Annotated in this window: 28 protein-coding genes and 1 tRNA gene; 17 read left to right on the top strand and 12 right to left on the bottom strand. The window is 66.7% G+C overall.

The window, feature by feature from the left end:
- Positions 1 to 18 precede the first annotated feature (18 nt).
- From zapE to ABZ942_RS06445, 6 genes are all read left to right on the top strand, one after another.
- A complete protein-coding gene (gene zapE / locus ABZ942_RS06470) occupies positions 19 to 1002 on the top strand; it encodes a cell division protein ZapE (RefSeq protein WP_357379709.1) in 984 nt (327 codons plus the stop codon).
- A 173-nt stretch (positions 1003 to 1175) separates the two neighbouring features.
- Entirely contained in the window at positions 1176 to 2096 is a 921-nt protein-coding gene (locus ABZ942_RS06465) for a DUF4129 domain-containing protein (protein WP_357380336.1), read from the top strand.
- Positions 2093 to 2590, top strand: coding sequence for a hypothetical protein (locus ABZ942_RS06460; protein WP_357379708.1), 498 nt, complete (start codon positions 2093 to 2095; stop codon positions 2588 to 2590). The genes ABZ942_RS06465 and ABZ942_RS06460 overlap by 4 nt, the downstream gene beginning before the upstream one ends.
- A 29-nt stretch (positions 2591 to 2619) precedes the next feature.
- Positions 2620 to 3582: a MoxR family ATPase gene (locus ABZ942_RS06455; protein WP_357379707.1), complete on the top strand. Its 963-nt coding sequence runs from the start codon at positions 2620 to 2622 to the stop codon at positions 3580 to 3582.
- Between the two features lie 64 nt (positions 3583 to 3646).
- Entirely contained in the window at positions 3647 to 4921 is a 1275-nt protein-coding gene (locus ABZ942_RS06450; RefSeq protein ID WP_357379706.1) for a DUF58 domain-containing protein, read from the top strand.
- Complete coding sequence (locus ABZ942_RS06445; RefSeq protein ID WP_357379705.1) at positions 4918 to 5400, top strand: hypothetical protein; 483 nt, start codon at positions 4918 to 4920, stop codon at positions 5398 to 5400. Before ABZ942_RS06450 ends, ABZ942_RS06445 begins: the two co-directional genes overlap by 4 nt.
- A 72-nt stretch (positions 5401 to 5472) precedes the next feature.
- Here the strand turns inward: ABZ942_RS06445 and ABZ942_RS06440 are convergent, their stop codons facing one another.
- Positions 5473 to 6339, bottom strand: coding sequence for a MaoC/PaaZ C-terminal domain-containing protein (locus ABZ942_RS06440; RefSeq protein ID WP_357379704.1), 867 nt, complete (start codon positions 6337 to 6339; stop codon positions 5473 to 5475).
- Positions 6339 to 8057, bottom strand: a complete 1719-nt coding sequence (kstD, locus tag ABZ942_RS06435; RefSeq protein WP_357380335.1) for a 3-oxosteroid 1-dehydrogenase — start codon at positions 8055 to 8057, stop codon at positions 6339 to 6341. The genes ABZ942_RS06440 and kstD overlap by 1 nt, the downstream gene beginning before the upstream one ends.
- 104 nt (positions 8058 to 8161) lie before the next feature.
- Between kstD and ABZ942_RS06430 the strand changes: the two genes are divergently transcribed.
- Genes ABZ942_RS06430 through dmpG form a run of 4 tightly spaced genes read left to right on the top strand, consistent with a single transcriptional unit; the run spans position 8162 to position 12626 of the window.
- Entirely contained in the window at positions 8162 to 9832 is a 1671-nt protein-coding gene (locus ABZ942_RS06430; RefSeq protein ID WP_357379703.1) for an FAD-binding protein, read from the top strand.
- Position 9833: 1 nt separating this feature from the next.
- Positions 9834 to 10619, top strand: coding sequence for a 2-keto-4-pentenoate hydratase (locus tag ABZ942_RS06425; protein WP_357379702.1), 786 nt, complete (start codon positions 9834 to 9836; stop codon positions 10617 to 10619).
- Positions 10620 to 10629: 10 nt separating this feature from the next.
- Entirely contained in the window at positions 10630 to 11574 is a 945-nt protein-coding gene (locus ABZ942_RS06420) for an acetaldehyde dehydrogenase (acetylating) (protein WP_357379701.1), read from the top strand.
- 11 nt (positions 11575 to 11585) lie between these two features.
- On the top strand, positions 11586 to 12626 hold the full coding sequence (gene dmpG / locus ABZ942_RS06415) for a 4-hydroxy-2-oxovalerate aldolase (protein ID WP_357379700.1): 1041 nt from the start codon (positions 11586 to 11588) through the stop codon (positions 12624 to 12626).
- Between the two features lie 99 nt (positions 12627 to 12725).
- Here dmpG and ABZ942_RS06410 read toward each other — a convergent pair whose 3' ends face one another.
- Genes ABZ942_RS06410 through hsaA form a run of 5 tightly spaced genes read right to left on the bottom strand, consistent with a single transcriptional unit; the run spans position 12726 to position 16650 of the window.
- Positions 12726 to 13067, bottom strand: a complete 342-nt coding sequence (locus ABZ942_RS06410; protein ID WP_357379699.1) for a DUF433 domain-containing protein — start codon at positions 13065 to 13067, stop codon at positions 12726 to 12728.
- Positions 13068 to 13107: 40 nt separating this feature from the next.
- Positions 13108 to 13674, bottom strand: a complete 567-nt coding sequence (gene hsaB, locus ABZ942_RS06405; protein WP_357379698.1) for a 3-hydroxy-9,10-secoandrosta-1,3,5(10)-triene-9,17-dione monooxygenase reductase subunit — start codon at positions 13672 to 13674, stop codon at positions 13108 to 13110.
- A gap of 20 nt (positions 13675 to 13694) precedes the next feature.
- Positions 13695 to 14600, bottom strand: a complete 906-nt coding sequence (hsaC, locus tag ABZ942_RS06400) for an iron-dependent extradiol dioxygenase HsaC (RefSeq protein WP_357379697.1) — start codon at positions 14598 to 14600, stop codon at positions 13695 to 13697.
- Positions 14600 to 15478, bottom strand: coding sequence for a 4,5:9,10-diseco-3-hydroxy-5,9,17-trioxoandrosta-1(10),2-diene-4-oate hydrolase (gene hsaD / locus ABZ942_RS06395; protein WP_357379696.1), 879 nt, complete (start codon positions 15476 to 15478; stop codon positions 14600 to 14602). Before hsaD ends, hsaC begins: the two co-directional genes overlap by 1 nt.
- 8 nt (positions 15479 to 15486) lie before the next feature.
- Positions 15487 to 16650 (bottom strand): 3-hydroxy-9,10-secoandrosta-1,3,5(10)-triene-9,17-dione monooxygenase oxygenase subunit, encoded by a 1164-nt coding sequence (gene hsaA, locus ABZ942_RS06390; RefSeq protein WP_357379695.1) that lies wholly within the window; start codon positions 16648 to 16650, stop codon positions 15487 to 15489.
- Between the two features lie 198 nt (positions 16651 to 16848).
- Between hsaA and ABZ942_RS06385 the strand changes: the two genes are divergently transcribed.
- From ABZ942_RS06385 to ABZ942_RS06375, 3 genes are all read left to right on the top strand, one after another.
- The gene (locus ABZ942_RS06385) at positions 16849 to 18063 is read left to right on the top strand and encodes a Rieske 2Fe-2S domain-containing protein (RefSeq protein WP_357379694.1); all 1215 of its coding nucleotides are present in this window, start codon (positions 16849 to 16851) and stop codon (positions 18061 to 18063) included.
- Complete coding sequence (locus ABZ942_RS06380; RefSeq protein ID WP_357379693.1) at positions 18063 to 18395, top strand: hypothetical protein; 333 nt, start codon at positions 18063 to 18065, stop codon at positions 18393 to 18395. The genes ABZ942_RS06385 and ABZ942_RS06380 overlap by 1 nt, the downstream gene beginning before the upstream one ends.
- Before the next feature lie 114 nt (positions 18396 to 18509).
- Positions 18510 to 19451 carry a nitronate monooxygenase gene (locus ABZ942_RS06375; RefSeq protein ID WP_357379692.1) on the top strand — a complete coding sequence of 314 codons (942 nt, stop codon included), beginning with the start codon at positions 18510 to 18512 and terminating at the stop codon, positions 19449 to 19451.
- Between the two features lie 3 nt (positions 19452 to 19454).
- Here ABZ942_RS06375 and ABZ942_RS06370 read toward each other — a convergent pair whose 3' ends face one another.
- Complete coding sequence (locus ABZ942_RS06370; protein ID WP_357379691.1) at positions 19455 to 19865, bottom strand: cupin domain-containing protein; 411 nt, start codon at positions 19863 to 19865, stop codon at positions 19455 to 19457.
- A 103-nt stretch (positions 19866 to 19968) separates the two neighbouring features.
- On the opposite strand from ABZ942_RS06370, the gene ABZ942_RS06365 reads away from it, so the two are divergent.
- Positions 19969 to 20042: transfer RNA gene (locus ABZ942_RS06365), tRNA-His, on the top strand.
- A 37-nt stretch (positions 20043 to 20079) separates the two neighbouring features.
- On the opposite strand, the gene ABZ942_RS06360 is transcribed toward ABZ942_RS06365, so the two are convergent.
- On the bottom strand, positions 20080 to 21126 hold the full coding sequence (locus ABZ942_RS06360) for a saccharopine dehydrogenase NADP-binding domain-containing protein (protein ID WP_357379690.1): 1047 nt from the start codon (positions 21124 to 21126) through the stop codon (positions 20080 to 20082).
- Between the two features lie 22 nt (positions 21127 to 21148).
- Here ABZ942_RS06360 and ABZ942_RS06355 point away from each other — a divergent pair, with 22 nt between their 5' ends.
- The 3 genes from ABZ942_RS06355 (at position 21149) to ABZ942_RS06345 (ending at position 22720) form a co-directional block, all read left to right on the top strand.
- Entirely contained in the window at positions 21149 to 22138 is a 990-nt protein-coding gene (locus ABZ942_RS06355) for an AraC family transcriptional regulator (protein WP_357379689.1), read from the top strand.
- Between the two features lie 64 nt (positions 22139 to 22202).
- Positions 22203 to 22457, top strand: coding sequence for a type II toxin-antitoxin system prevent-host-death family antitoxin (locus ABZ942_RS06350; RefSeq protein WP_357379688.1), 255 nt, complete (start codon positions 22203 to 22205; stop codon positions 22455 to 22457).
- Positions 22454 to 22720 (top strand): type II toxin-antitoxin system RelE/ParE family toxin, encoded by a 267-nt coding sequence (locus ABZ942_RS06345; RefSeq protein ID WP_357379687.1) that lies wholly within the window; start codon positions 22454 to 22456, stop codon positions 22718 to 22720. Before ABZ942_RS06350 ends, ABZ942_RS06345 begins: the two co-directional genes overlap by 4 nt.
- Positions 22721 to 22817: 97 nt before the next feature.
- Here ABZ942_RS06345 and ABZ942_RS06340 read toward each other — a convergent pair whose 3' ends face one another.
- From ABZ942_RS06340 to ABZ942_RS06330, 3 genes are all read right to left on the bottom strand, one after another.
- Positions 22818 to 23570 carry a DUF427 domain-containing protein gene (locus tag ABZ942_RS06340; RefSeq protein ID WP_357379686.1) on the bottom strand — a complete coding sequence of 251 codons (753 nt, stop codon included), beginning with the start codon at positions 23568 to 23570 and terminating at the stop codon, positions 22818 to 22820.
- A gap of 96 nt (positions 23571 to 23666) precedes the next feature.
- On the bottom strand, positions 23667 to 24914 hold the full coding sequence (locus ABZ942_RS06335; RefSeq protein WP_357379685.1) for an MFS transporter: 1248 nt from the start codon (positions 24912 to 24914) through the stop codon (positions 23667 to 23669).
- 12 nt (positions 24915 to 24926) lie between these two features.
- The gene (locus ABZ942_RS06330; RefSeq protein ID WP_357379684.1) at positions 24927 to 25370 is read right to left on the bottom strand and encodes a MarR family transcriptional regulator; all 444 of its coding nucleotides are present in this window, start codon (positions 25368 to 25370) and stop codon (positions 24927 to 24929) included.
- Positions 25371 to 25442 lie beyond the last annotated feature (72 nt).

Here is a 25442-nt window from a genome sequence, read left to right as displayed (position 1 = left end):
AGAGGACGAGGAGGTGTCGTGGAAATCAACGGTGAAACTTCGGGGATCGTCCTGGACGCGGATCAGGCTCGGGCGGTGGCGCGGCTGGGGGAGTTGGTGGATCGGCGGGGTCGGCCGGTCCGGCGGCATCGGGGTATCTATCTGTATGGCAGGCCGGGGCGGGGCAAGACGATGGTGATGGATCGGTTCTTCGCCGGTGTCGCGTCGGATCGGAAGCGTCGCTTTCATTTTCATCTGTTCTTTGTCCGGCTGCATGAAGCCGCTCATGCGTCGGGCTCCATCGATAAGGCGGTCGCCGTGCTGCTAGGCGATGCGCGGTTGGTCTGCTTCGACGAATTCCATGTGCACGACATCGGTGATGCGATGCTCATCGCCCGAATGCTGGACGCTTTGTTCGCCCGGCGGGTGATCCTGGTGGTGACGTCGAATTATCCACCTGTGGAACTGCTGCCGAATCCACTGTTCCACGACCGGTTTCTGCCGACGATCGCTCGCATCACCGCGAACCTGGACGTGATTTCGATCGACGGACCGCTGGACTATCGCACCGGGGCGGACCGATCACTCGCCCGCCGAACAGGTTTCGCGGCAGGTCGATATCAGATCGACTCGGTGGAACGCGACACCGTGCGTCCAGACGCGACCTGGGTGCACGTCGGCACCCGCAAACTGCGCGTCCGCGCAGCCGATACCGCGCTCACCATCGAATTCGCCGCGCTGTGCGGCACTCCCACCGCCACCGCCGACTATGTCGAACTGGCCCAACGCTTTCAGCGGTGGGTCATCTGCGACGTGCCGCCCTTGCGCGAAGCACCGGCCGACTGGACGATGCGTTTCGTCAACGTAGTCGACGTGCTGTACGACGCGGATCGCGAACTCACTGTGCGGGCGCGAGTCCCCTTGGCAGGCTTGACCGAGGGTGTCCGGAATGTCCCTGATATTGCGCGACTCGCCAGCCGTCTTTGTGAACTATCCCAATTAGCGCCTTCCGTCATCGGATAGTTGTGCATGCCGCTGACGACCTGGGGCGGAGCAGCCCCGTGCACGGTTTAAGAGGATGTATTCCAAAGTATTCGATTCCCTCTCGAGCGGACCGTCCGGCATGTAACTATGTGGCTGTTTTGTGCAGTACTCAGATTTGGTGGTAATCAGTGGCTGGGGCGCGAGCGCCGATAATGCGCGTGATCGTGCTGATCACGCTGCTGGCTCTTGCTGCGATCACCCTGCACGGATACATCCCAGGAGTGACCGAATCCCGCGATAATCGCCCCGCGTCCTCGGCGCTGTCGGTGGCGCTGATGCCGGTATTGCTCACCGTGTCTGTGGTGATCCTGCTCGCCGGCGTGATCGCCAGCCAGCACCGCCTGCCACTGGCCATGCCCGAGCCCGACCGCGACACCGACCGCCAGCAGTGGCGCCTCGGCCGCGTCGGTCTACTGGTACTGGCCGGGCTCACGGCACTCGCGCTGATCTTCGCGGCCGCCGCCGCGGTGTTCTTCATCGGTATCGGACGTGAAAGTGCGCCGCCACCACCGGCACCGGCTCCCACCACAGGCCGGCCGCCAGCGGATTTCGCCACCGCGACGCCCGATCCGGGCTCCACTCCCGCCGAGTTGACCGGCACCGCCCTGGTGCTGACAGCCATCGCCGCAGTCGCTTTGCTCGGCGTGGCCGTCACCGGGCTCATCGTGGTCACGGTGGCCGCTCGGCGCAGACCCGCGCCTGCTCCGCTGCCACCGGTCCCGGTCGCGCCCACCGCGGTGGACTCGCTGGCCAGGGCGGCCGAAATGGGCTTGGCCGCAATGAATGTGCCCGGTCAAGAGCCGCGCGCCGCGATCATCGCCTGCTACGTCGCGATGGAACGCGGCCTCGCCTTCGATCGCGCTGCCGCGCCGCTGGTTTCGGACACCCCGATGGAGGTGCTCGCCCGCGCCTTCGAGCGCGGCGCGCTGCACGACGCGTCCGCGCGGGAGCTGGTCTCGCTGTTCGAGGAGGCCAGGTTCAGCCCGCACGCGATGCTCGAGTGGCAGCGCATGCGGGCCGAGCAACTGTTGCGAATTGTCCTGGCGGACTTGCAAGGAGAGGCGGCAGCTTGAATCGAACGGCCATCGTCATCAGTGCCGCGATCGTCATCGCGCTGATCGAGATCGTCACCCTCGACCGCGCGCGGGGGGCGCTGCTCTTCGTCGCGGCGGTACCCGTGGCGGTGGCCTGCGCCTGGCTCGTGTGGTCGCTGCTCGAGCGGGCGGAGCCGCGCGGCTACCAGGACATCGACGAGATCGAGAACGGTCCGGCCGAGATGCTGCACCGCTGGCACGCCAGGGCACAGATGCTCGCCGACCGCGCCGAGGGCACCCGCGCCGACTGGGACCGGCACCTACGCCCCTTGCTGGCCAAGGAATTCGAGCTGTCCAGCGGTCAGCGGGTCGCGAAGAATCGGCGGGCGACCGAGGCCGCGGGCATCCACCTGTTCGGGCCGGAACTGTGGCGCTGGGTGGACCCGGCCAACTCGGCATTGCGTGATCAGACCACTAGGGCACCGGGACGGGCGGCACTGGACGAGATCCTGAGCCGCCTGCAGAGAATGTGAAATGGGTTGAGGCAAGTGCGGGTACACACATGACGATGCCGATGGATGTCACCGTTCAGCGCAGCGACGCCGTGCTCAGGGAGCTATCCCGGGTGATCGTCGGCAAGCAGGAAGAGATGCGGTTGATCATGATCGCGGTGCTCGCCGGTGGTCACGTCCTGATCGAGGATCTACCCGGCCTCGGCAAGACGTTGATCGCCAGATCGTTCGCCGCGGCGCTCGGCCTGCAATTCACCCGGGTGCAGTTCACGCCCGACCTCCTACCCGCCGATCTGCTCGGGTCCACCATCTATGACATGAACTCCGGCCGCTTCACCTTCCGGCGCGGGCCCGTGTTCACCAACGTGCTGCTCGCGGACGAGATCAACCGGACGCCGCCGAAAACCCAAGCCGCGCTGCTGGAATCGATGGCCGAGGGACAGGTCAGCATCGACGGCGAAACCTTCCAGCTGCCACAGCCTTTCATCGTGCTGGCGACGGACAACCCGATCGAGTACGAGGGCACCTACCCACTGCCGGAGGCCCAGCTCGACCGATTCGCGATCCAGCTCCGGCTCGGTTATCTGTCCGAACCGGACGAGAAGCAGATGATTCGGCGCAGGCTGGAGCGTGGTTCGACCACGCCGCAGGTCACCCAGGTGGTGGACGCGAACGGGCTGATGGAGATGCGTCAATCGGTCGAGTACGTCACGGTGCATCCGGATGTGGTGAGTTATGTGGTCGCACTCGCCACGGCCACCAGGGCGCATCCGCAGGTGGAGGTCGGCGCGAGTCCCCGCGCGGAATTGGACCTGGTGCAGATGTCACGGGCCCGCGCGCTGCTGCTCGGCCGCGACTACGTGATTCCGGAAGACGTGAAGGCACTGGCGATTCCGGCCATGGCACATCGGATCACGCTGCGGCCGGAGATGTGGGTGCGCCGGATCCGTGGCGAGGACGTGATCACCGAACTGTTGCGTCGTCTGCCCGTTCCGCGCGCCACTGTGACATGAGCGAGCGAATCATGTGCCGGCGCGCCATGCTCATGACGGAGCCGAGCGCCAGCGAGGCACAGTCATGAGGCATCGTGATGCCAGCACCGCGGTCGAGGCCGAATTGCGGTGGCGCCCGGCACCGTTGGTCTTCATGCTGGCGATCTGCGCCGCGGCGGCGCTGGTGCTCGCGGTTGTGCTGGGCCGCTGGCAACTGGTCGTCTTCGCCGCGCCGCTGCTCGGGGTGCTCGCCACCGCGCCGTGGCAGCAGTCCTCGACGAAGATCCAGGTCGACGGCGGCGGGACGCTGCGGTGCTTCGAATCCGAAGAGGTGGTGCTGACCGTCGCCGCGTTCGTCGAGCAGGGGCATGCGCTGCTGCGGCTGAAGCCGGAAACGGTGGTGGCACTTGGCATCGAGGTCGAGGAGGCCAGCGATTCGGGCGTCGCCCCGGCCGGTCTGCGACTCGCGTTGTCGGCGGATCGGTGGGGTCGCTATCCGGTGTCGGTGCGGGTGTCCGCGCTCAGTCCGGCGGGGCTCGCGGTCGCGAATGTCGTACTGCCCGCCGGGCAGCTGTTCGTCTACCCGATCACCGATCCGCAGCGAATGCGACTGCCGCGCACCGAACTTCCCGAGCGGCTCGGCACCCACCTGACCCGTCGGCACGGACCCGGCGTCGAATACGCCGACATCCGTGCCTACGCACCCGGTGATCAGCTGCGCATCGTGAACTGGCCGGTGAGTGCGCGGCGCGGCAGGCTGTACGTCACCGAGCGGCTGACCAACCGTTCCGCGGATGTCGTTGTGCTGGTGGATACCTCGCAGCAGGCCCCGGGCCCCGCCACCGATTCCCTCGAACTGTCGGTGCGCGGCGCGGCGCAGGTGGTCCAATCGACCCTGCAAGCCGGCGATCGGACCGCCGTCGTGTGCCTCGGCCAATCGCCGCGCTGGCTACGGCCCGATATCGGGCGCCGGCAGTTCTATCGGGTCGTGGACACCGTGCTCGGCGTCGGCGACGAGCACATTCCGACCACCGGCACCCTGGCGCCGCACTCGGCTGTTCCGCTCGGCGCCATCGTGGTCGCCTTCTCTACGCTGCTCGACACCCAGTTCGCGCTGGCGCTGATCGATCTGCGCAAACGCGGGCACGTCGTGGTGGTGATAGATGTCTTGCGCGGCACACCGTTTCGCGGTCCGCTCGACCCGACCCTGGCCAAGATGTGGCAGCTGGAGCGGGCCTCCATGTACCGCGATATGGGCACCGTCGGCGTCGACATCGTGGCCTGGCCCGCCGACACCCGACTCGACCAGATCATGCGCGTACTGCCCGAGCATCGCCGCACCGTCCGGGTGCGCCGATGACCCGATTCCTCGCCGTCCTGTCGGGCGTACTGCTGGTGACGTCGGTGGCACTGCTGGAACCGTGGGCCGCCATTCCCGCCTTGGTCCTGGTCGCACTCGGCTGGTGGTTCCGTCCGGTAGCGGTAGCCGCCGTGCTGCTTGCCGTCGGGGTGCTCGCCGTCGCGAACCCCGGCGTACTCGCCGCTGCGGCAATGGGATTGGTCGCGACGACCTACCTGCTCAATGCCGCTACCGTCACCGCCCCACGCGGCGTGGTGCCGACCACGGTCCCGTCGGTGACCGGTGCGGTCGGCTTCGCCGCCGTCGGAGTGGGTGCGGCCTTGCTCCCGTTGCGCCTGGCCTGGGCCCCGATGGCCGCGCCCATTCTGGTGATCGTGCTGTACGCCTTGGTAGTCCACGGAGCCGCGATCCGCCGCGCTCGAAACGGCGGCGAACCGCGCACGTCGGGCACCGCGCCAGTGCACCCGCACGCCTCTTGATTTGCCGCACCGAAAGTCGCATGCGATTCTCGGTGCGGCAAACCAGGAAGCGTGCGCGTGCCGCGCGGCGCGTCAGGCGGACCGGAACCGCAGGGTCACGTCGCCGAGGACGGCCGCGTCCTCGCGCTCGACCACTGTCGCGGCAATGGTCAGTTCACCATCCTGCTGCCAGATGCGAGTGCGGATCGTCTCACCCGGGTAGAGCACACCCGCGAAGCGAGCGCGGAATCCGGTGACCCGGCCGGCAGCCGAACCCAGCACGGTGTCGGTCGCCGTCTTGCAGACGATGCCGTACGTGCACAGCCCGTGCAGGATGGGCGCGGGAAAGCCAGCGGCGCGGGCGAATTCGGGATCAGAGTGCAGCGGATTTCGATCGCCACACATCCGATAGAGCAGCGCTTGCTGCGGCAGCGTCGCAGTGGTCACGTCGAAATCCGGTGCCCGATCAGGCAGTTCGGACTTCGTGCTCGGCCCACGCTCGCCACCGAAACCGCCCTCGCCACGCGCGAAGATCGAGGACCGCGCGGTCCACAGCGGCTCACCGTCGGAACCGGTGACGGTCTGCTCCTGCACCACCACCGCCGCGGAACCCTTGTCCCAGAGCTCGGTGATCCGCCCGGTACTCGTCGCCTTGCCCGAGGCCGGGATCGGGCGATGCACCTCCACCTCCTGATGGCCGTGCACCACCTTCGCCAGGTCGATGTCGATGCCGGGGAAGCTGACTCGCGGCGGCTCGGTCTCGTGCAGGGTCGGTGCTACCGTCGCGAACGTCGGCAGCACCTGCGGCGCGCGGTCGTCGAGATAGCGCAGCTCGGCCGGTTCGGTCCACCGCGTGCCCGCGCCGAGCCCCAGCTGATACAGCTGCACATCCGACGGCGTCCACGAGAATGCACGGCTCGGAAGTTCCGCCCCGAGTGCGACTTTCGGATCGATGGGCATCAGGCCTCCTTGCTGCTCGGCAGCGGCCGGGTGGGCTGCGCGGCCTTCTTCTCGACGATATCGAGCACGGCCAGGTAGCCGAAGGTGAGTGCGGGACCGATGGTGGCGCCGGGACCCGCATAGGTGTGGCCCATCACCGGAGTCGAGCTGTTGCCCGCGGCGTACAGCCCTTGGATCGGGCTGCCGTCCTCGCGCAGTACCCGGCCCGAGGTATCGGCGACCAGGCCGCCCTTGGTGCCCAGATCGCCGGGCACGATCTTGGCGGCATAGAACGGGCCTTGCACCAGCGCGGCCAGGCACGGGTTCGGCTTCACCGTCGGATCGCCGTAGTACCGGTCGTAATGGCTGTCGCCGCGGCCGTAGTCCGCGTCCTTGCCGGTCTCGGCGAAGGTGTTGAAGCGGGCCACGGTGGCGGCCAGATCGGCCGACGGGACACCGATCTTCGTGGCCAGCTCTTCGAGGGTGTCCGCCTTCACGATGTTGTCGTTCTCCATCCACCGCGACGGGAAACGTTGGCCCGGCTGCAAACCCGCGAAGATGTAGCGGTTGCGATAGCGCTGATCGAAGACCAGCCAGGCCGGGATGTTCTCGCCCGGCCCCTCGCCCTGGCCGTACTCGCCGCCGTACATGGTGTGCACGGCCTCGACGTAGGGCGCGGACTCGTTGCCGAAACGCTTGCCCGCGGCGTTGACCATGATGGTGCCCGGCAGATTGCGCTCGGCCAGCGCGAACCACGGCCGCCCGCCCTTGAAGATGGTCGGACCCCACCAGGCGTCCTCCATGAAGCCGACGTCGCCGCCCGCCGCCATGCCCGCGACGATGCCGTCGCCGGTGTTGGCGGCCGCGCCGGTGGTCCACTCGGTGGTGATGGGCTGGCGCTGGTATTTGGTGCGCAGCTCGGCGTTGTGCTCGAAGCCGCCGCTGCCGAGCACCACGCCGTAGCGCGCGGTGAAGGTCACCGGCGCGCCCTCGTGCTCGGCCTCGACCCCGGTGACCACGCCGTTCTCCACCACGAGCCCGGTCAGCGGGGTGTTCAGCAGCACCGGCACATTCGCGTCGAGCAGCCCCTTGCGCATGGCGGCGATGATCGCCTGGCCCATGCCGACGATGTGCTTGCCGGTGGCCTTGGCCCAGTAGGTGCGCGCACCTACCCGCAGTGCCCGTGCGATGCCCTTCGGGTGCCTGCGGATCAGATTGAGCCGGACGAAATCGGCCTGCATGACGACGACGTTCAGCGGCGCCTTGGCGTAGGGCGGTTCCAGGTTGGCCAGTTCCGCGCCGAGCACCTTGGCGTTGAACGGGGCCGGTTCGCACGAGCGGCCTTCGCCGAGGCCGCCGGGCGCCTCGGGGTAGTAGTCGGAGTAGCCCGGCACCCACTTCATCTTCAGCGGGGTGTGGTCGAGCACGAAGTCGAACGCCTCCGCACCCCGGTCGATGTAGGTGTCGATCCGCTCTTTGGGCACCACGTCGCCGATGATGCTGTGCAGGTAGGTGCGGGCCACTTCGCGGTCGTCAGGTCGGCCGGACGCGCGCAGCGCCTTGTTGCCGGGGATCCAGACGCCACCGCCGGAGCGTGCGGTGGACCCGCCGTAGTGCGCGGCTTTCTCGATGAGCACCACGCTGAGCCCGTGGTGGGCGGCGGTGAGGGCGGCGGTCATGCCCGCAGCGCCGCTGCCGACGACCACCACATCGTATTCCCGATCAATCATGTAGAACACGTTATAGAATGATGCCGCCATTGGTCTATGTTGTGTGGCAGAAGACTTACTTGGCTTTCCGCTTGCTGAGAAACTCGTTTCAGTTTCAGACCGGAGTGAACTACATGGGGTTCGATTGGGACCTGGTGGCCGACGTGGTCGTCGTCGGCTTCGGCGCGGCCGGTGCCGCCGCCGCGCTGGAAGCGGCGGCCGACGGCGCGCAGGTGCTCGCGCTGGAGCGGTTCGCCGGTGGCGGGGCGTCGGCGTTGTCCGGCGGCATCATCTACGCGGGCGGCGGGACGTCGGTGCAGCGGGCGGCCGGGGTCGCGGATACGCCCGAGGCGATGCTCGCGTATCTGGAGCGGGAGGTCGGCGACGCGGTGTCGCCGGAGACGCTGCGCCGGTTCGTGGACGGCAGCCCGGCGATGATCGAGTGGCTGAAGGGCCATGGCGTTCCGTTCGAGGCGTCGCTGTGCCCGTACAAGACGTCGTATCCGAACGACAGCTACTACCTGTACTACTCGGGCAGTGAGATCTCGGGCGCGTTCCGGGACATCCCGGCGGCGCAGCGTGGGCATCGGGTCAAGGGCAAGGGTACCTCCGGCAAACAGCTGACGGGGCCGCTCACCGCCGCCGCCTCCCGGCTCGGCGTTCGGGTCGAAACACTCACGCAGGCAACGCAACTGATCGCCGACGACGCGGGCGCGGTGATCGGAGTCGAGTGCCGGACGTTGCGTGACGCACCGGGTCGCGTCCGCGATCGGTACACGCGCATGGCGAAGGTCGCGGCCAAGCCTGGTATCTACTATCCGCCGCTGCGCGCCGCATTGGAGAAACGGCTCGACCGGCTGGACCGTCAGTACGGCAAGACAATTCGCGTGCTGGCCCGGCGCGGGGTGGTGCTCGGCGCCGGTGGATTCATCGCCAATCGAGCGATGCTGCGCGAATACGCGCCGGACTATCGCGGCGGGCTCGCGCTCGGCACCACCGGCGACGACGGCAGCGGGATCCGGCTTGCGCAGCGGGTCGGCGCGGCCACCGATCGGATGGGCAATGTCTCCGCGTGGCGGTTCCTCTTGCCGCCCAGTGCCTTTACCGGTGCGGTGCTGGTCGATGCGGCGGGCCGCCGGGTCATCGATGAGACCAGATACGGCGCTGCGGTCGGTCACGCACTCATCACCGAACACGACGGCAAGGGCTGGCTGCTTGCCGACGACGAGCTGATGCGGACCGCGATCGGCCAGATCGGCAAGCAGGGCGCCTGGTTCCAGCGCGGGCAGTTCGAGGCGATGCGGCGCACCGCTATTCGCGGCGCCACCCTCGAGGCCGTCGCGGCGAAGGCCGGGATCGACGTGGCCGGGCTGCGCGCGACGGTGGACGCGCACAATGCGGCGATCGAGCACGGCACGCCGGACCCGGTCGGCAAGCCGGCCGAGTTCACCAAACCGCTGCGCACCGGGCCGTTCTGGTTGCTGGATGTCGGCATCAAACCGAGCCTGGCCAATCCTTGTCCGATGCTCACCCTCGGCGGCGTCGTCGTGGACGAGCAGACCGGCGCGGTGAAATCGACTGCCGGAAATGATATTCCGGGACTCTTCGCGGCGGGTAGGACCGCCGTCGGCATCTGCTCGGAGTCCTATGTCAGCGGGCTGTCGTTGTCGGACTGCATCTTCTCCGGCCGCCGGGCCGGGCGGTCCGCGGCGGGCCTGTCCGAACTCGAGGCACTCGATCAAGCAACGGTGTTCACCCACCCCGCCGGCTCCGCCGGCTGCCGTCCCCCAGTGGAAGGAAACTAGCGTGCTGTCCGACGCGGTACGAACCGAATTGGCCGATGAGCTGGAGCTCGCCGAACGGGATCGGGTGGCGATCGATCCACTGGTCGCCCGGCATCCGGACATCGACGTGGTCGATGCCTACGAGATCCAGCTGATCAATATCCGGCGCAGGCTCGACACCGGCGCCAGGATCGTCGGGCACAAGGTCGGCCTGTCGTCCAAGGCCATGCAGCAGATGATGGGTGTCGATGAGCCCGACTACGGGCATCTGCTCGCGGAAATGGAAGTCTACGAAGACGTTCCGGTCGAGGCCGGTCGCTACCTGTTCCCCAGGGTCGAGGTGGAGGTCGGCTTCGTGCTCGGCGCCGACCTGCCCGGCGCGGACTGCACCGAGGCCGACGTGCTCGCCGCGACAGTCGCTTTCGCGCCCGCCATCGAGCTGATCGATTCGCGGATCAAGGACTGGAAGATCGGCCTGACCGACACCATCTCCGACAACGCGTCCTCCGCCGGTTACGTGCTCGGCCCGGAACGGGTGGCGCCCAAGGACATCGACGTCAAGGCGATCGACGCGGTGCTCACCCGTAACGACGAGGTGGTGGCCGAGGGGCGCAGCGACGCCGTGCTCGGCGACCCGGTGATCGCGGTGGCCTGGCTGGCCCGCAAGGTCGCGAGCTTCGGGGTGCGGCTGAAGGCGGGCGACATCGTGCTGCCCGGCTCGTGCACCCGCGCCATCGACGCCAGGCCGGGCGACAAGTTCCACGCCGAGTTCGCTGGACTCGGTTCTGTCCGTTTGCAATTCATTTAGGAGGCTTGTGGTGTCCGACAACGGGACCGTCACCGCCGCGATCGTCGGGTCCGGCAATATCAGTACCGATCTGCTCTACAAACTGCTGCGCTCGGACGCGATCGAGCCGCGGTGGATGATCGGGATCGATCCCGACAGCGAGGGATTGAAGCGGGCCCGCGGGCTGGGGCTGGAGACCTCGGCCGAGGGGGTGGATTGGCTGCTCGGTCAATCCGAGCTGCCCGATCTGATTTTCGAGGCGACCTCAGCGTATGTGCATCGTGCCGCCGCGCCGAAGTACGCCGAAGCCGGCATCCGGGCGGTGGATCTCACGCCCGCCGCCGTCGGCCCCGCCGTGGTGCCCCCGGTGAACCTCGGCGCGAATCTGGACGCGCCGAACGTCAACATGATCACCTGCGGTGGCCAGGCCACCATCCCGATCGTCGCGGCCGTATCCCGCGTGGTGCCGGTGGTTTACGCGGAGATCGTCGCCTCGGTGTCCTCGGTCTCGGCAGGACCGGGTACCCGGGCCAACATCGACGAGTTCACCAAGACCACCAGCCGCGGCGTCGAAACCATCGGCGGCGCGGAGCGTGGCAAGGCGATCATCATCCTGAATCCGGCCGAGCCGCCGATGATCATGCGCGACACCATCTTCTGTGCCATCCCCGAGGATGCCGACACCGACGCGATCACCGACTCCATCCATCGGATGGTCGCCGACATCCAGAAGTACGTGCCCGGCTACCGCCTGCTCAACGACCCGCAATTCGACCCGCCGTCGGTGATTTCCGGTGGCATGGCGAAGGTTTCGGTATTCGTCGAGGTCGAAGGCGCGGGCGACTTCCTGCCGCCGTACGCGGGCAACCTCGACATCATGACCGCCGCCGCGACGCAGGTCGGCGAGGTCATCGCCGGTCAGATCCGGAGCCGAGCGCAGCGAGGCGACCAATCAGACTCAGCGGCCCGGGTGTAAGGAGCGAAAACATGGCTTACTCAGCAGAACTCGATATCCGCGTCACCGATACCTCGTTGCGCGACGGATCGCACCACAAGCGTCACCAGTTCACCGCCACCGAGGTCCGCGATATCGTCGCCGCGCTCGATGGCGCCAAGGTCCCGGTCATCGAGGTCACCCACGGCGACGGTCTCGGCGGGTCCTCGTTCAACTACGGCTTCTCCAAAACCCCTGAGCAGGAACTGATCAAGATCGCCGCGGAGACGGCGACCCAGGCCAAAATCGCGGTCCTGATGCTGCCCGGCGTCGGCGTCAAGGAGGACATCAAGATCTCCCAGGACAACGGCGCCTCGATCTGCCGCATCGCCACCCACTGCACCGAGGCCGACGTCTCCATCCAGCACTTCGGCCTGGCCCGCGACCTCGGCCTGGAAACCGTTGGCTTCCTGATGATGTCGCACAGCCAGCCGCCCGAGGTGCTGGCCAAGCAGGCCCGCATCATGGCCGACGCGGGCTGCCAGTGCGTCTACGTCGTCGACTCGGCGGGCGCCCTCGTGCTCGACCAGGTCACCGACCGCGTCGCCGCCCTGGTCGCCGAGCTCGGCAGCGATGCCCAGGTCGGCTTCCACGGCCACGAGAACCTCGACCTCGCCGTCGCCAACTCCATCTACGCCGTCCGCGCGGGCGCCACCCAAATCGACGGCAGCGCCCGCCGTTTCGGCGCCGGCGCAGGCAACACCCCCGTCGAGGCCCTGGTCGGCGTCTGCGACAAGCTCGACATCAAAACCGGCATCGACTTCTACGCCATCGCCGACGCCGCCGAAGACGTAGTCCGCCCCGCCATGCCCCAGGAATGCCTCCTGGACCGCTCATCCCTGATGATGGGCTACGCAGGCGTCTACTCCAGCTTCCTCAAGCACGCCGAACGCCAAGCCGAACGCTACGGCGTCTCCGCCGCCGAAATGCTCGTCCGCGCAGGCAAACGCAAACTGGTAGGCGGCCAGGAAGACCAACTCATCGACATCGCCCTGGAACTCCAGCGCGAGCAGCAAACCGTCCCCGCCACCTGACCGACCAGCTGCTGTCGCGGTACCCACCGCGACAGCAGCTGTCCCCGTGCTGATTCCGCTAGCCCTGACATCGCGATCCGCTCTCGCTCGAGGTAGGCGCTAGAACCCGAAGAATTCGTCGGCTTCTCGCCGCATCGCCACTGCGTCGACGCGTGGCAGACTTCGGTATCGCTGGATCAGTTCTTCAGTGGTGAGTCGTCGTCGTACGACAGGTCGGGATTCATCGATGGTCGTGCCGCGACGCACCACTGCCGCAGCGTATTCCAGCGCGGCGAGGATGTCTGCCGTCTCCAATTCGGGATAGTCTGCGACGATTTCATCGGCGATCATCCCTGATGCCAGCAGGCTCAGGAGCAACTCCACGGGATAGCGCAGGCCGCGCACGACGGGCTTGCCGTGGCAGACGGCGGGGTCGGTGGTGATCCGGCCGAGCAGGGACATCGGCCCACTATATGTGGGCACCGGATTAATCGCCCGATGTTTACAACCAGGTGTCGAGGGTGGTTGTGGTGAGGAAGTGGTCGAGGTCGGCGCGCCAGGGCGCGGGGGTGGTCTTGTCGGGTTCTATGGCGGTGTATTGGCCGCGGTAGAAGAGGAGGGGGCGGCCGGAGGTGGTCGATTCGGTGAGGGCTTGGACTCGGCCGATGACTATGTAGTGGTCGCCGCCGTCTACGACGCTGTCGACGGTGCATTCGATGGTGGCCAGGGCGTCGTCGAGCACCGGGAGGGTCAGCGGGGAGGTGTGCCAGGGGACGCCGGCGAACTTGTCGGGCTCGCGGGAACCGAAGCGGGCGCAGACTTCTCGCTGCTCCTCGGCCAGGACATTGACGCAGAAGCGGCCGGATTGTTCGATGGCCGTCCAGGAGCGCGACGTCTTGGTGGGGCAGAACAGGATCAGGGGCGGGTCGAGGGAGAGGGCGGCGAAGGACTGGCAGGCGAAACCGATCGGCGCCTCGGCATCGTCGAAGGTGGTGATGACGGTGATGCCGGTGCAGAACTGGCCGAGCACGTTGCGGAAGGCCCGTGCATCGATGTCGGGTTGGGTCATCGTTTCGCTCGCCCTCTCGGTCACTGCTGGCGCTGCCCCACCGTGAAGTCGTGGCCCCACAGGCTCACTGCAGTAGATTCGCGCGCAATCCAATCATTGTCGTCGACTTCGAGCCCCTCGCAGCCGAATTCGACGTCGAAGCCGCCCGGCGTCTTCATGTAGAAGGACAGCATCTTGTCGTTGACGTGCCTGCCGAGGGTCGCCGACATGCGAACCTTCTTGCGCAGCGCGCGATCCAGGCACAGCCCGACGTCGTCGGCGTCTTCCACCTCGAGCATCAGGTGCACGATGCCGCTCGACGTCGGCATGGGCAGGAACGCCAGCGAGTGGTGCCGCGGGTTGCAGCCGAAGAAGCGCAGCCAGGCGGGTTCACCGTCGGCCGGGCGCCCGACCATCTGCGGCGGCAACCGCATCGAGTCGCGCAGCCGGAAACCGAGCACGTCGCGGTAGAACTCCAGCGCCGCCTGATCGTCCTTGGTGCTGAGCACCACGTGCCCGAGCCCCTGCTCCTCGGTGACGAACCGGTGCCCGTACGGGCTCACCACCCGCCGATGTTCCAGTGCCGCACCGTGAAACGCCTCCAGGGTGTTTCCGGACGGATCGTTGAAACGGATCAGCTCGTGCACCCGCCGATCGGCGAGCTCCGCGGCGGTGCCCTCTTTATAGGGCACACCGGCGGTTTCGAGTCGGGTCCGAATATCCTGCAGCTCTTCGGCATTGGCGGTCTCCCACCCCGAGATCTGCAGTTCGTCCTTCTCGCCGGGCACGATCACCAGCCGCGCCGGGAATTCATCCATCCGCAGGTACAGCGCGTCCGGATTCGCGCCCTTGCCTTCGATCATGCCGAGCACCTTGAGCCCGTACTCGCGCCAGGCGGCCATGTCGGTCGCCTCGATGCGCAGGTAGGCCAGCGATCGAATCCCCATCACTTCTCCTTGGAACCGGCAAGGAAATCACTTGTCAGCCGGTTGAATTCGTGGAACTTCTCCAACTGTGCCCAGTGTCCACAGCCGCCGAAAACGTGCAACTGCACCCGCGGAATCACCTTGGTCGCGACCAGCGCGCCGTCGAGCGGATTCACCCGGTCTTCCCGGCCCCAGATGAGCAGTACCGGCTGCCGCAGCTGGTAGGCGTCGCGCCAGAGCATGCCCTTCTCGAAATCCGCTCCGGCGAAAGACTTCCCCATGGCACGGGCCGCGGCCAGCGATTCCGGCGTGCTCGCCGCGGCGAACCGCTCGTCGATCAGCTCGTCGGTGATCAGCGACTGATCGAAGACCATGATCCGCAGGAACGCCTCCAGGTTCTCCCTGGTCGGCTGGTAACTGAACTTGCCGAGCAGCTTGACGCCCTCGGTCGGGTCGGGCGCGAACAGATTGGTGCTCAACCCGCCCGGACCCATCAGCACCAGCTTGCCGGCCTGATCCGGGTAGTCCAGCGCGAACCGCACGGCCGCACCGCCGCCGAGCGAATTGCCGAGCAGATGCACCCGCGAGGTGATCTCCAGGTGCGCGAGCAGATCCTTCAGCGCCGAGGCGCTGTGCACGAAGTACTGCGGGTGCTCGGTCGGCTTGTCCGACTGCCCGTATCCGGGCTGATCCACGGCGAGCACATGGAAGTTCTGCGCGAGCACCGGGATGTTGCGGGAGAAGTTCGACCAGGAGGACGCGCCCGGTCCGCCGCCGTGCAGCAGCACGATCGTCGGCCCATTGCCGACGCCCGCCTCGTGGTAGTGCAGCCGCAGGTCCGGCCGCACCTGCGCGAAGCGGGAGGTCGATTCGGCGGTGAGTTCCACGGTAGAGGTCACAGTAACTCCTACACCATCGCGTCGGTGACGGGCAGCCCGAACTCGTGCTGACCGTACATCTGATATGCCCGCTCCGGGTCGTTCGCCGCATGCACCCGGCCGGCGTGCGCGTCACGCCAGAAGCGTTGCAGCGGAGTGCCGTTGGCCAGCGCGGTCGCACCGGAGCTCTCGAACAGCTTGTCGATGGCGGCAATAGCGCGTCCGGTGGCACGCACCTGGTCGCGTCGTGCCCGCACCCGCAGGTCGAACGGAATCTCCTTGCCCGCCAACAACAATGCGTACTCGTCGGCCACATTGCCGGACAACTGCCGCCAGGCCGCGTCGATATCGCTGGACGCCTCCGCGACGCGCACCTTGGCGAACGGATCGTCCTTCGCCTTCTCGCCCGCGTAGGCCGCGCGAATCCGCTTGCCCTGATGCTCGACGTGCGCGTCGTACGCGCCGTAGGCCATGCCGACGATGGGGGTGGCGATGGTCGTGGGATGGATGGTGCCCCAAGGCATCCGGTACACCGGATCGGTGTTCTGCTCCAGGCCGGGCGCCTTCAGCTCGCTCATCTTGCGGAAGCTGAGGAATCGGTGTCGCGGGACGAAAACGTCTTTCACCACAACGGTATTGGAGCCGGTTCCGCGCAGCCCGACGACGTTCCAGACGTCATCGATCTGGTAGTCGTCGCGCGGGATCAGGAAGCTGCCGAAGTCGACCGGCTTGCCGTCCTTGATCACCGGACCGCCGAGCACCGCCCAGGTGGCGTGGTCGGAACCCGATGACCAGGCCCACGAGCCGTTGACGAGGTATCCGCCCTCGGTCACCACGCCCGCGCCCATCGGCGCGTACGACGAGGAGATCCGCACCTCGGTGTCCTCGCCCCAAACGTCCTGCTGCGCCTGCTGATCGAACAGCGCCAGGTGCCAATTGTGCACGCCGACAATGCCTGCCACCCAGCCGGTGGACCCGCACGCGCTGGCCAGCTTGCGCACCGTGTCGTAGAACACCACCGGGTCGGCCGCGTGACCACCCCACTGCTTGGGCTGCAGCAGTCGGAAGAACCCGGTCTCCTGCAAGGCCTTCATGGATTCGTCGGGGATGCGCCGCAGGTCCTCGGCCTCCTGCGCGCGCTCGCGCAGGGTCGGCAACAGCGCGTCGACCCGTTCGGTCACTTCTTGCGTCATCTCGGGACCTGCTCCTGCCTGGTCAATTGGATAACCGGTACTCATTTGCTTCTGAGACTAGAACAGGTTCCTATTTCTGTCGAGAACGGGTGTCGATTGCGCGTCGTCGATGGACATGTGCAGGAAGTGGCGGGAATCGCTGGCGTGGAACGCCACATTTTTGTAACGTGTTCTAGTACAGAAGGAGGAGGATTCGCGATGGCAGTTACCCCACAGGGGAGCGGTGCGAAGGTCCGGGAGCTCGATGTCGGTACCGTGCCCACCCGCTATGCGAGGGGATGGCATTGCCTCGGTCTGGCCAAGTCGTTCCGCGACGGCAAGCCGCACGCGGTGAATGTGTTCGGCACCAAACTGGTGATCTGGGCCGACAGCGGCGATGAGCTGCGGGTGCTCGATGCCTACTGCAGGCATATGGGTGGCGATCTGAGCATGGGCGAGGTCAAGGGTGACGACATCGCCTGCCCGTTCCACGACTGGCGCTGGTCCGGCACCAACGGCAAATGCACCGCGATTCCGTATGGGAAACGCGTGCCACCGCTGGCGCGCACCCGGAAGTGGACCACGCTGGAGCGCAACGGCCAGCTGTTCGTCTGGCACGACGTCGAGGGCAGCCAGCCGCCGCCCGAGGTGACCATCCCGCATATCAAGGGTCCTTACACCGATACGGACGGCAACCCGGTCGAGCAGCTCGACAGCGGTTGGACCGACTGGACCTGGAACTCCATGCTGATCGAGGGCGCGAACTGCCGCGAGATCATCGACAACGTGGTCGACATGGCGCACTTCTTCTACATCCACTTCGCCTTCCCGACCTACTTCAAGAACGTCTTCGAGGGGCACATCGCCACTCAGTACTTGAACACCAAGGGCAGGCCGGACATCGGGATGGCGTCCAAGTACGGCGGCGACACCACGCTGACCTCGGAGGCCTCGTACTTCGGGCCGTCCTACATGATCAATCCGCTGGTCAACCTCTACACCGGCTACGAGGTCAAGAGCGTCCTGATCAACTGCCACTACCCGGTCACCCAGGACTCCTTCGTGCTGCAATGGGGCATCACGCTGGAGAAGCCGCAGGGCGTCGAGGGCGAGATGGCGGACAAGCTGGCCGCGAAGATGACCGAGGGCATCAGCGTCGGCTTCCTGCAGGACGTCGAGATCTGGAAGCACAAGTCCAAGGTCGAGAATCCGCTGCTGTGCGAGGAGGACGGCCCGGTCTACCAGCTGCGCCGCTGGTACGACCAGTTCTACGTCGACCTCGCCGATGTCACCGACAAGATGACCCAGCGCTTCGAGTTCGAGGTGGACACCACCAAGGCGAACGAGGTGTGGGAGGCCGAGGTCGCGGAGAACCTGCGCCGCAAGCGCGCGGCCGACGAGGCCGCCGCGAAACAGGCGGAGGCCGGGGTCTGATGGCCGCCACCTGGGCGAAAGCACCCGACTTCGCCGATCAGCCGGCGCGGCAGGCCGAAGTGCGCGCCCAGACGGTGGTCGACAAGCAGCACTATCTCGAGCAGGGCCTGACACCGTTGCGGTGTCAGGCCTGCCAGAGTCAAGTGATGGTGCGTAAGAGCAGTTCGCATCAGACCTCGGTGCAGTGGACCGAGCCGCCGCAGACGCACTGCCCGGTCTTCGCGGAGCTCAGCAGGAACGGGCACGGGCTCGGTCGCCCCGACTCCTGCCCGCAGTTGGAGAAGACCATCAAGTGGGCCGTCGACGAGGGCGTGGTCGAGGTGCCGGAGTAGGCGATATGACAACTTCGGTGGCAGCCGGATAGGCAGTTGGCCAAGGCGTTTTCCCATGTCACGCGGGCTGCTCTATTGTCCGGAACGAACCTGTTCCGGAGATTGGGGCGCGCAATGGCCACGCACACGGTTGGATTCGCCGAACTCACGGCACGGCTGACGGTGCCGTTGATCGCGGCCCCGATGTTCCAGGTCTCCGGGCCGGAACTGGTGATCGCGGCCTGCCGGGCCGGCGTGGTCGGCGCGTTCCCGACCGTGAATGCCCGTACGCCCGAACAACTATCGCAGTGGTTGTCGGAGATCGATACCGCGTTGGCGTCCGGCAGCGGGCCACGTTCCGCCCCGGTCGCGGCGAATCTCATTGTGCACCCGGGGAATGCGCGGCTGCTGCCGGATCTGCGGGTACTCCAGGAGCAGCCGACGGAGATCGTGATCACTTCGGTCGGGACGCCGCGCGATGTGGTCGAGCCGCTGCACGAGGTGGGTTCGCTGGTCCTCGCGGACGTGGCGTCGGTGCACCATGCGGTGCGCGCGGTGGAGTGCGGGGCCGACGGGTTGATCCTGCTCACCGCCGGTGCGGGTGGGCAGACCGGCTGGGCGAACCCCTTCGCGTTCGTTCGCGCTGTTCGCGAATTCTTCGATGGGCCAGTGGTTTTGGCCGGTGGCGTGTCCGACGGCGTCGCCTTGCGGGCGGCGATCACCCTCGGCGCTGACTTGGCCTACATGGGCACCAAATTCCTCGCCACGGCCGAAAGCATGGCCGCACCCGCGCACAAGAACCTGGTGGCCGCGTCCAGCCTCGACGACGTAGTGCTGACCTCCGACTTCACCGGCCTACCCACCAACATGCTGGCAGGCTCGATGCAAGCGCTCGGCATCGATGTCGCCGCGCTGCGAGCCGGAACCTTCGACACCGCAGCGCATTTCGCCGACTCCGGCGCACCGAAGAACTGGTCGGACATCTGGAGCGCGGGGCACGCCGCGTCCGGCGTCACCGAGGTGCTCGGCGTCGCCGAACTGGTCGACCGGACGCGGCGCGAATACGCGGGGGCGTAAAGCTCAATCCATCTGGAAGTCGGCGAAGTCGAAGCCGGGCGAGACGAAGCAGCTCACCAGCACGTACTCGTCGCCCGCCGGTCGTGCGGCCTGACTGACCCCACCCGGCACCACGGCCTGCAGCACCTGGCCGTGCTCGACATCGGGGCCGAGCACCACTTCCTCGCCACCGATGTTCAGCACCAGCGGGCCGCCGCGATGCCAGAGCCACAGCTCATCGGAGCGGACCGTGTGCGGCGCGGACTGCTCGCCCGGCAGCAGCAGGAAGTAGATCGCGGTCGCGCTGGACCGTGCGCCGTCGTAGCCCTCTGGCTTGAATTCCACGGCGCTGCGCCAGGTTTCGCGGAACCAGCCGCCCTCCGGATGCGGTGCCAGGTCGAGGGCTGCGGCGAGTTCGGGTCGGTTGTCGGTCATCATTCGACTATGCCTGATTCGGGGACGGTAGTCCCGGACGTCCCGGTGAAAAACCAGATGACCGGAGCTGAACTGTCGCGCTACCTTGTCTGAACACACCATGGTGGGTGTAGCTCAGTTGGTTAGAGCGCCTGGTTGTGATCCAGGAGGTCGCGGGTTCAAATCCGGTCACTCACCCTAAGGCGGTGGACCGGCGCCTTTCCGGGCCGCAGGCTCAGAGTTCCGCGATGCGCCAGGTGATGCCGAACGGCACCAGCGCATCGAGGAATTCGGTCGCGTCGAAGGCCTCGGCTGCCGTCAGCGCACCCGGCTTCGTGGTGCCGTCCGCCAGCCGGACGGCGACCGCCACCGCCATCAGTGCCGAATCGCGGTAGGAGTGCACACCGCTCACAACGCCGCGGATCGTGCGGCCGTCCACACCGAAGGCATCGACGACCAGGTCGTAGCGCAGATCCGCGCTCGGTGCATCGGGCAGTGCGTCGATGACGTCGGCGGTGAAGCCGCTCAGGGTGTCGAGGATCGAAGTGGCAAGCACGCCTTCGACATAGGAGACATCCGAGTGGCGCGGGATCGTAAGTACCGGCGGCTGTGGGAATTTCGCGACCCTGGTCGGTGCGGTGTCGCCGGGGAAGGTCATCGAAGAGTGCCTAGCCGCTGCGCCGGTGTGGAATTCGCCGTCGGCGTAGTTCCAGCCGCCGCTGCGGAACCAGTCCACACTGGCCAGCACCGTCTTCGCGCTGCCCTTGGAACCGTTCCCGCCGCTCTTGCTCAGATGGCTGACCACCACCTCGGCCGGACCGGCGACCCGGCGGGTGGTCAGGTAACCGAGCAGGTCGCCGGGCAGATTGCTGTCGGTGACACCGGCGATCAGGCTCACCCCGGCCGCCTCGGCGCGCGGGCCGAACTCGTCGAACACCTGCTTCAGGAACAGCTGTTCACCGGACATGTCGGTGTAGTTCGCTCCGGCCTCGATTGCCGCGGCCAAGACGGCAGGACCGTGTGCCACGTATGCGGGCAGGCTGCTGATCACCACGTCTGCGCCGGTGAATGCGCTCACCAGTGCGTCGTGATCGGGGAGTTCGGCCACCCGGACCTCCGCATTCGGCAGATCCGCGGCCGCTGCGGCGGCGTGGATGCGTGCTGCGTTGCGGCCCACCAGGATTGGGGTGAGGCCGCGGCGGCGCAATTCGGTGAGGAGGTAACCGCCGGTGATGCCGGTTGCGCCGTAGACGGCGATGGTCTTGCTGGATGCGGTTGTCATGGCTCAAATCTATGGTCGTTGAATGAGTAAACCAATGGCCGGATTGCTCGCTGCTATATCTCAAACACTCACTGTGGAGCGCTATGGTGAGTGGGTGGACATTCTCAGCGAGACCGTCGCCGCCATCCGCACTGGCAGTCCGACCTCCGGGATGTTCATCCGGCATGCCCCCTGGGGGCGCGATTATCCAGTCGTGCCCGGCGCCGGTTTCCACGTCGTGCTGCAGGGTTCCTGCTGGTTGGTGCCGCCGGGTGGTACGCCGATGGCGCTCGGTGTCGGCGACGTCGTCTTCATGCCGCGCGGCGCCGACCATGTCCTGGTCGACAGCCTCGACAGTCCGGTGACCGAGCGGGCTCAGCCGGGCGAACCGAGGGAACTGATCGGGGCCGGGGTGCGCACCGCATTACTTTGCGGCGCATACGAACTCGGCAGACAACGCAGCCACCCGCTGCTCGACGAGTTGCCCGAATTCATCCACCTGCCGGCTCGTCCCGGTCGTCATCCGGCGCTGCGCGGTGCCGTCGACCTGCTCGCGGCCGAGATCGCCGAACCGCGGCCGGGTAGCGATGCCGCCGTTCCCGCCTTGCTCGAAACATTGGTGCTCTTCGCCCTTCGCGCATGGCTCGACGAACAGTCCACTGCGCAATCCACCGGTTGGGCAGGCGCTTTCGCCGATCCGGCGGTCGCCGCGGCGTTACGTGCCGTGCACGAGGACCCGGCGCGCTTGTGGACCGTCCCGGACCTCAGCAGCCTCGCGGGCGTCTCCCGGGCCACCCTCGCGCGCCGCTTCACCGCCACCGTCGGCGAACCGCCGCTGACCTACGTCACCCGCTGGCGCATGCTCACCGCCGCCCGCCTGCTCCGCGACACCGACGCCCCGCTCGGCACGGTAGCCCGAAAGGTCGGCTACACCTCCGAATTCGCCTTCGCCAAGGCGTTCAAGCGCGAATACGCCGTCGCCCCAGGGCAATACCGGCGTGCCGAGGATAAGCCCCCGCTCGTCGCGGTCTGACGGCTGTAGGTGGGTAAGGGCAGCTACAAGAGAGTGTGTACACAGTTGCGTGTTCACTTTAGGCATGAGTGGGATCAGCACCCGCGAACTACGCACCAACCTGGCGAAATACATCGATGCCGCTGAGGCTGGCGAGCAGGTGATCATTCTCCGCGACGGCACCCCTGTCGCGGCGCTGGTCCCCCTGTCCGTGGTGGAAGCGGTCGACGACGCCGAAGACGAAATGTTGGCCCGTGCGGCCGTTGCCCGCCTCGCTGCCGGTGAGAAGTCCGTCAGCATGGCCGAAGTACTTGCCGACATTTTCGAGGCGCGTAAGTGAAGTACACGTTTCGGTTCCTCGAGTCCGCCCGGCGTGAACTGCGAGATCTGGAACAGCGAGACGTGATGCGCATCCTCACCGCTCTCACTGTTCTTGGCGACGATCCGTATGCAGAAGGGCTGTTCGTCCGAAAGTTGGTGAACGTGGACGCGTACCGTCTGCGGGTCGGTCGCTTCCGGGTCGTCTACCAAATACAGGACGAAGTGTTGGTGATCCTGGTCGTGAAGGTCGGTTGGCGGCGGGACGTGTACCGCGATCTATGACCAGCTCTAAAGCAGCCCTCAGCCGATAATGACTGTGGGCCTGTTTGTCTCGTACCGATAAGCAGGCGGACGGCTCGACTCGTTACCGCCGAACGACTCAACTGAACGGCGTCTTCGGACGTTCCTGCAACTCACCGTCGACGTAGGTGTCGACCTTCTCGTTGTAGAAGCAGACCAGCCCCGCGACCTTCTGGCTCTCTGGCAGCGGCGTGCGGTAGCCCCACACGTAGTCCTTGTATTCCTTGTCCCCGAGGCGGACGGTCCAGTAGTCGGCGGTGCCCTTGTAGGGGCAGCTGGTGTGGCTCTCCGACGGGTGCAGTAGGTCCATCTGGACGTCGGTCATCGGGAGGTAATACCTTGCGGGCAGGCCGGTTTCGAAGAGGATGCGCGGGGAGTGCGAGTCCGCGACGGTGACGCCGTCGATCTCGACGCGCACGTGCCGGGAGCTGCCGAGGATGTCGACTCGGGAATAGGGATCGCGCGGGTGGACGTAGACCGGCTCGTCTTCCTCGAACCACTCGTCCATTTTGCTCCACTCGAGCCGCACCAGATCGTTCAGCTCGGTCAACGGCGAATCGTGATAGCGCAGCGCGGCAGCGGCGGCGGTGGTGCCGTCGACGAGCACGTCGTATTCCGTCGCGTCACCACGGCTGGGGGAGTGGTGGGATCGACCGGTCGGCTCGAGTTTCGCCTGCAGATCCGCGGCCGGAATGTAGTAGGCCGGATAGTGCGGACCCTCCCACACCAGCACCGGCCGAGCCGTATCGGCCACTACCCGGCCACCGAGAAATACCCGAACTCGCTTCTGGCTGGTTTCGATCTTTACCCGGCCTCGCTGCGCATTGCCCATGACATCCGACGGTACTCCCGAGCAGCCTCGCGAGCATGTATCGCAGACAGCACAGCTGCCTGAACCCTGCGCGGATTCAGGCAGCTGTTGATCGGCTCAGTCGCCGACGGTGATCGCTTCGGCCTCGGCGACGCTGTGCGGCGCCGGGTCGTGCTCGTCGATATGCGCGAGTGCCGCGCGACCGGCCAGCAGCACCAGCACCGCGGCCGCGGTGCAGGCGGCGCCGACCCAGAACGGCAGCGCGATGCTGTGCTCGCCGAGCTTGCCCGCCAGGTACGGCGCCGCCGCGCCACCGGCGAACCGGACGAAGCTGTAGGCCGCCGAGGCGGTCGACCGCTCGACCGGCGCGGAGATCATCACGGCCTCGGTGATCAGCGTGTTGTTCACCCCGAGGAACAGCCCGGCCAGCACGGTGCCGATGATCAGCACCGGCTTGTGCTCGGCGAACGCCGCCATCACCGCGAGGTCGGCGGCGAACAGCGCGATCGACAGGCCCATCATCGGCAGCGAACCGAACCGCCGCTGCAACCGCGGCGCCAGGAACACCGACGAGAGCGCGAGCAGGATGCCCCAGCCGCAGAAGATGAAGCCGATCGCGTAGGTGCCCATGTCCAGCGGGAACGGTGTGTAGGCGAGCAGGGTGAAGAAGCCGAAGTTGTAGAGCAGCGCGGTGAGGCTGACGGTCAGCAGGCCGCGGTGCCGCAAGGCGAGGAACGGGGCGGCGATCGAGGTGTGATGTGTCGGCTTCGGCCCCTCGGGCAGCAGCACGACGATGCTGACCAAGGCGACGGCCATCAACACCGATACGCCGAAAAACGGTCCACGCCAGCTGATTCCGCCGAGCACGCCGCCCAGCAGCGGACCGGTCGCGATGCCGATACCGAGCGCGGCCTCATAGAGGATGATCGCGCGGGCGACGCCGCCGCTGGCCGCGCCGACAATGGTGGCGAGCGCGGTGGCGATGAACAGGGCGTTGCCGAGGCCCCAGCCCGCGCGGAATCCGACGATCTGGGTGACGGTGTCGGACAATCCCGCCAGCGCCGCGAACACGATGATGATCGCCAGACCGGCCACCAGCGTCTTCTTCGCGCCGAACCGGCTGGACACCACGCCCGTGATCAACATGGCCACACCGGTCACCAGCATGTAACTGGTGAACAGCAGCGAAACCTGCGACGGCGAGGCATGCAGCTGTTCGCCGATCGGTTTCAGAATCGGGTCGACCAACCCGATGCCCATGAAGGCGATCACGCTCGCAAACGCAACTGCCCAAACGGCTTTCGGTTGGCGGTTGGTCGCGGCGGCATCTGCGCCGACGGCGCGGTCAGGAGCCAATGTGCTCATCGATTAATCCCTCTATATCGGATGATGCTGTGGCGTAGCCGTTTTCAGGGCCTCCAGCAGTTCGTTCAAATCGGTGTCCATGCGGGCGAGGCGTTCGGTGCCGAAGCCGTCGAGCCGCGTGGTGAGCGCGGCGGCGAACGCCTGTCGCGCCTGGGTGAGCCGGTTGCGCCCGGCCGGGGTGAGTTCGACGACGACGGCCCTGGAGTCCGCCGAGTCCTTGCGCCGGGTCGCGAAGCCATCCGCGACCAGCCTGCCGATCAGCGTCGTTGCTGCCGGCTGCGAACAACGGTCGATCCTGGCGAACTCACTGACCCGCACGGCACCGTGTTCATCGAGCACCGCAAGTGCCCGCAACACCGCCCGCGGCAGTTCGTCGCCGCTGATCACCCCGGCCAGCCGAGTGAGCCTGCCCGCAGTAACGAGTAGATCGACGACAATGTCATCCGCTGTATTCACCTGAGCCTGCTGCACCTAGATATTATTGCATAAGCTAACTATATATGTCCCGTGAACTCGATCACGAACATG

Origin of the sequence: Nocardia sp. NPDC046473 (assembly GCF_040645995.1) — a bacterium.
Taxonomy (GTDB): domain Bacteria; phylum Actinomycetota; class Actinomycetes; order Mycobacteriales; family Mycobacteriaceae; genus Nocardia.
This window is presented reverse-complemented; position numbering and strand designations above follow the sequence as displayed.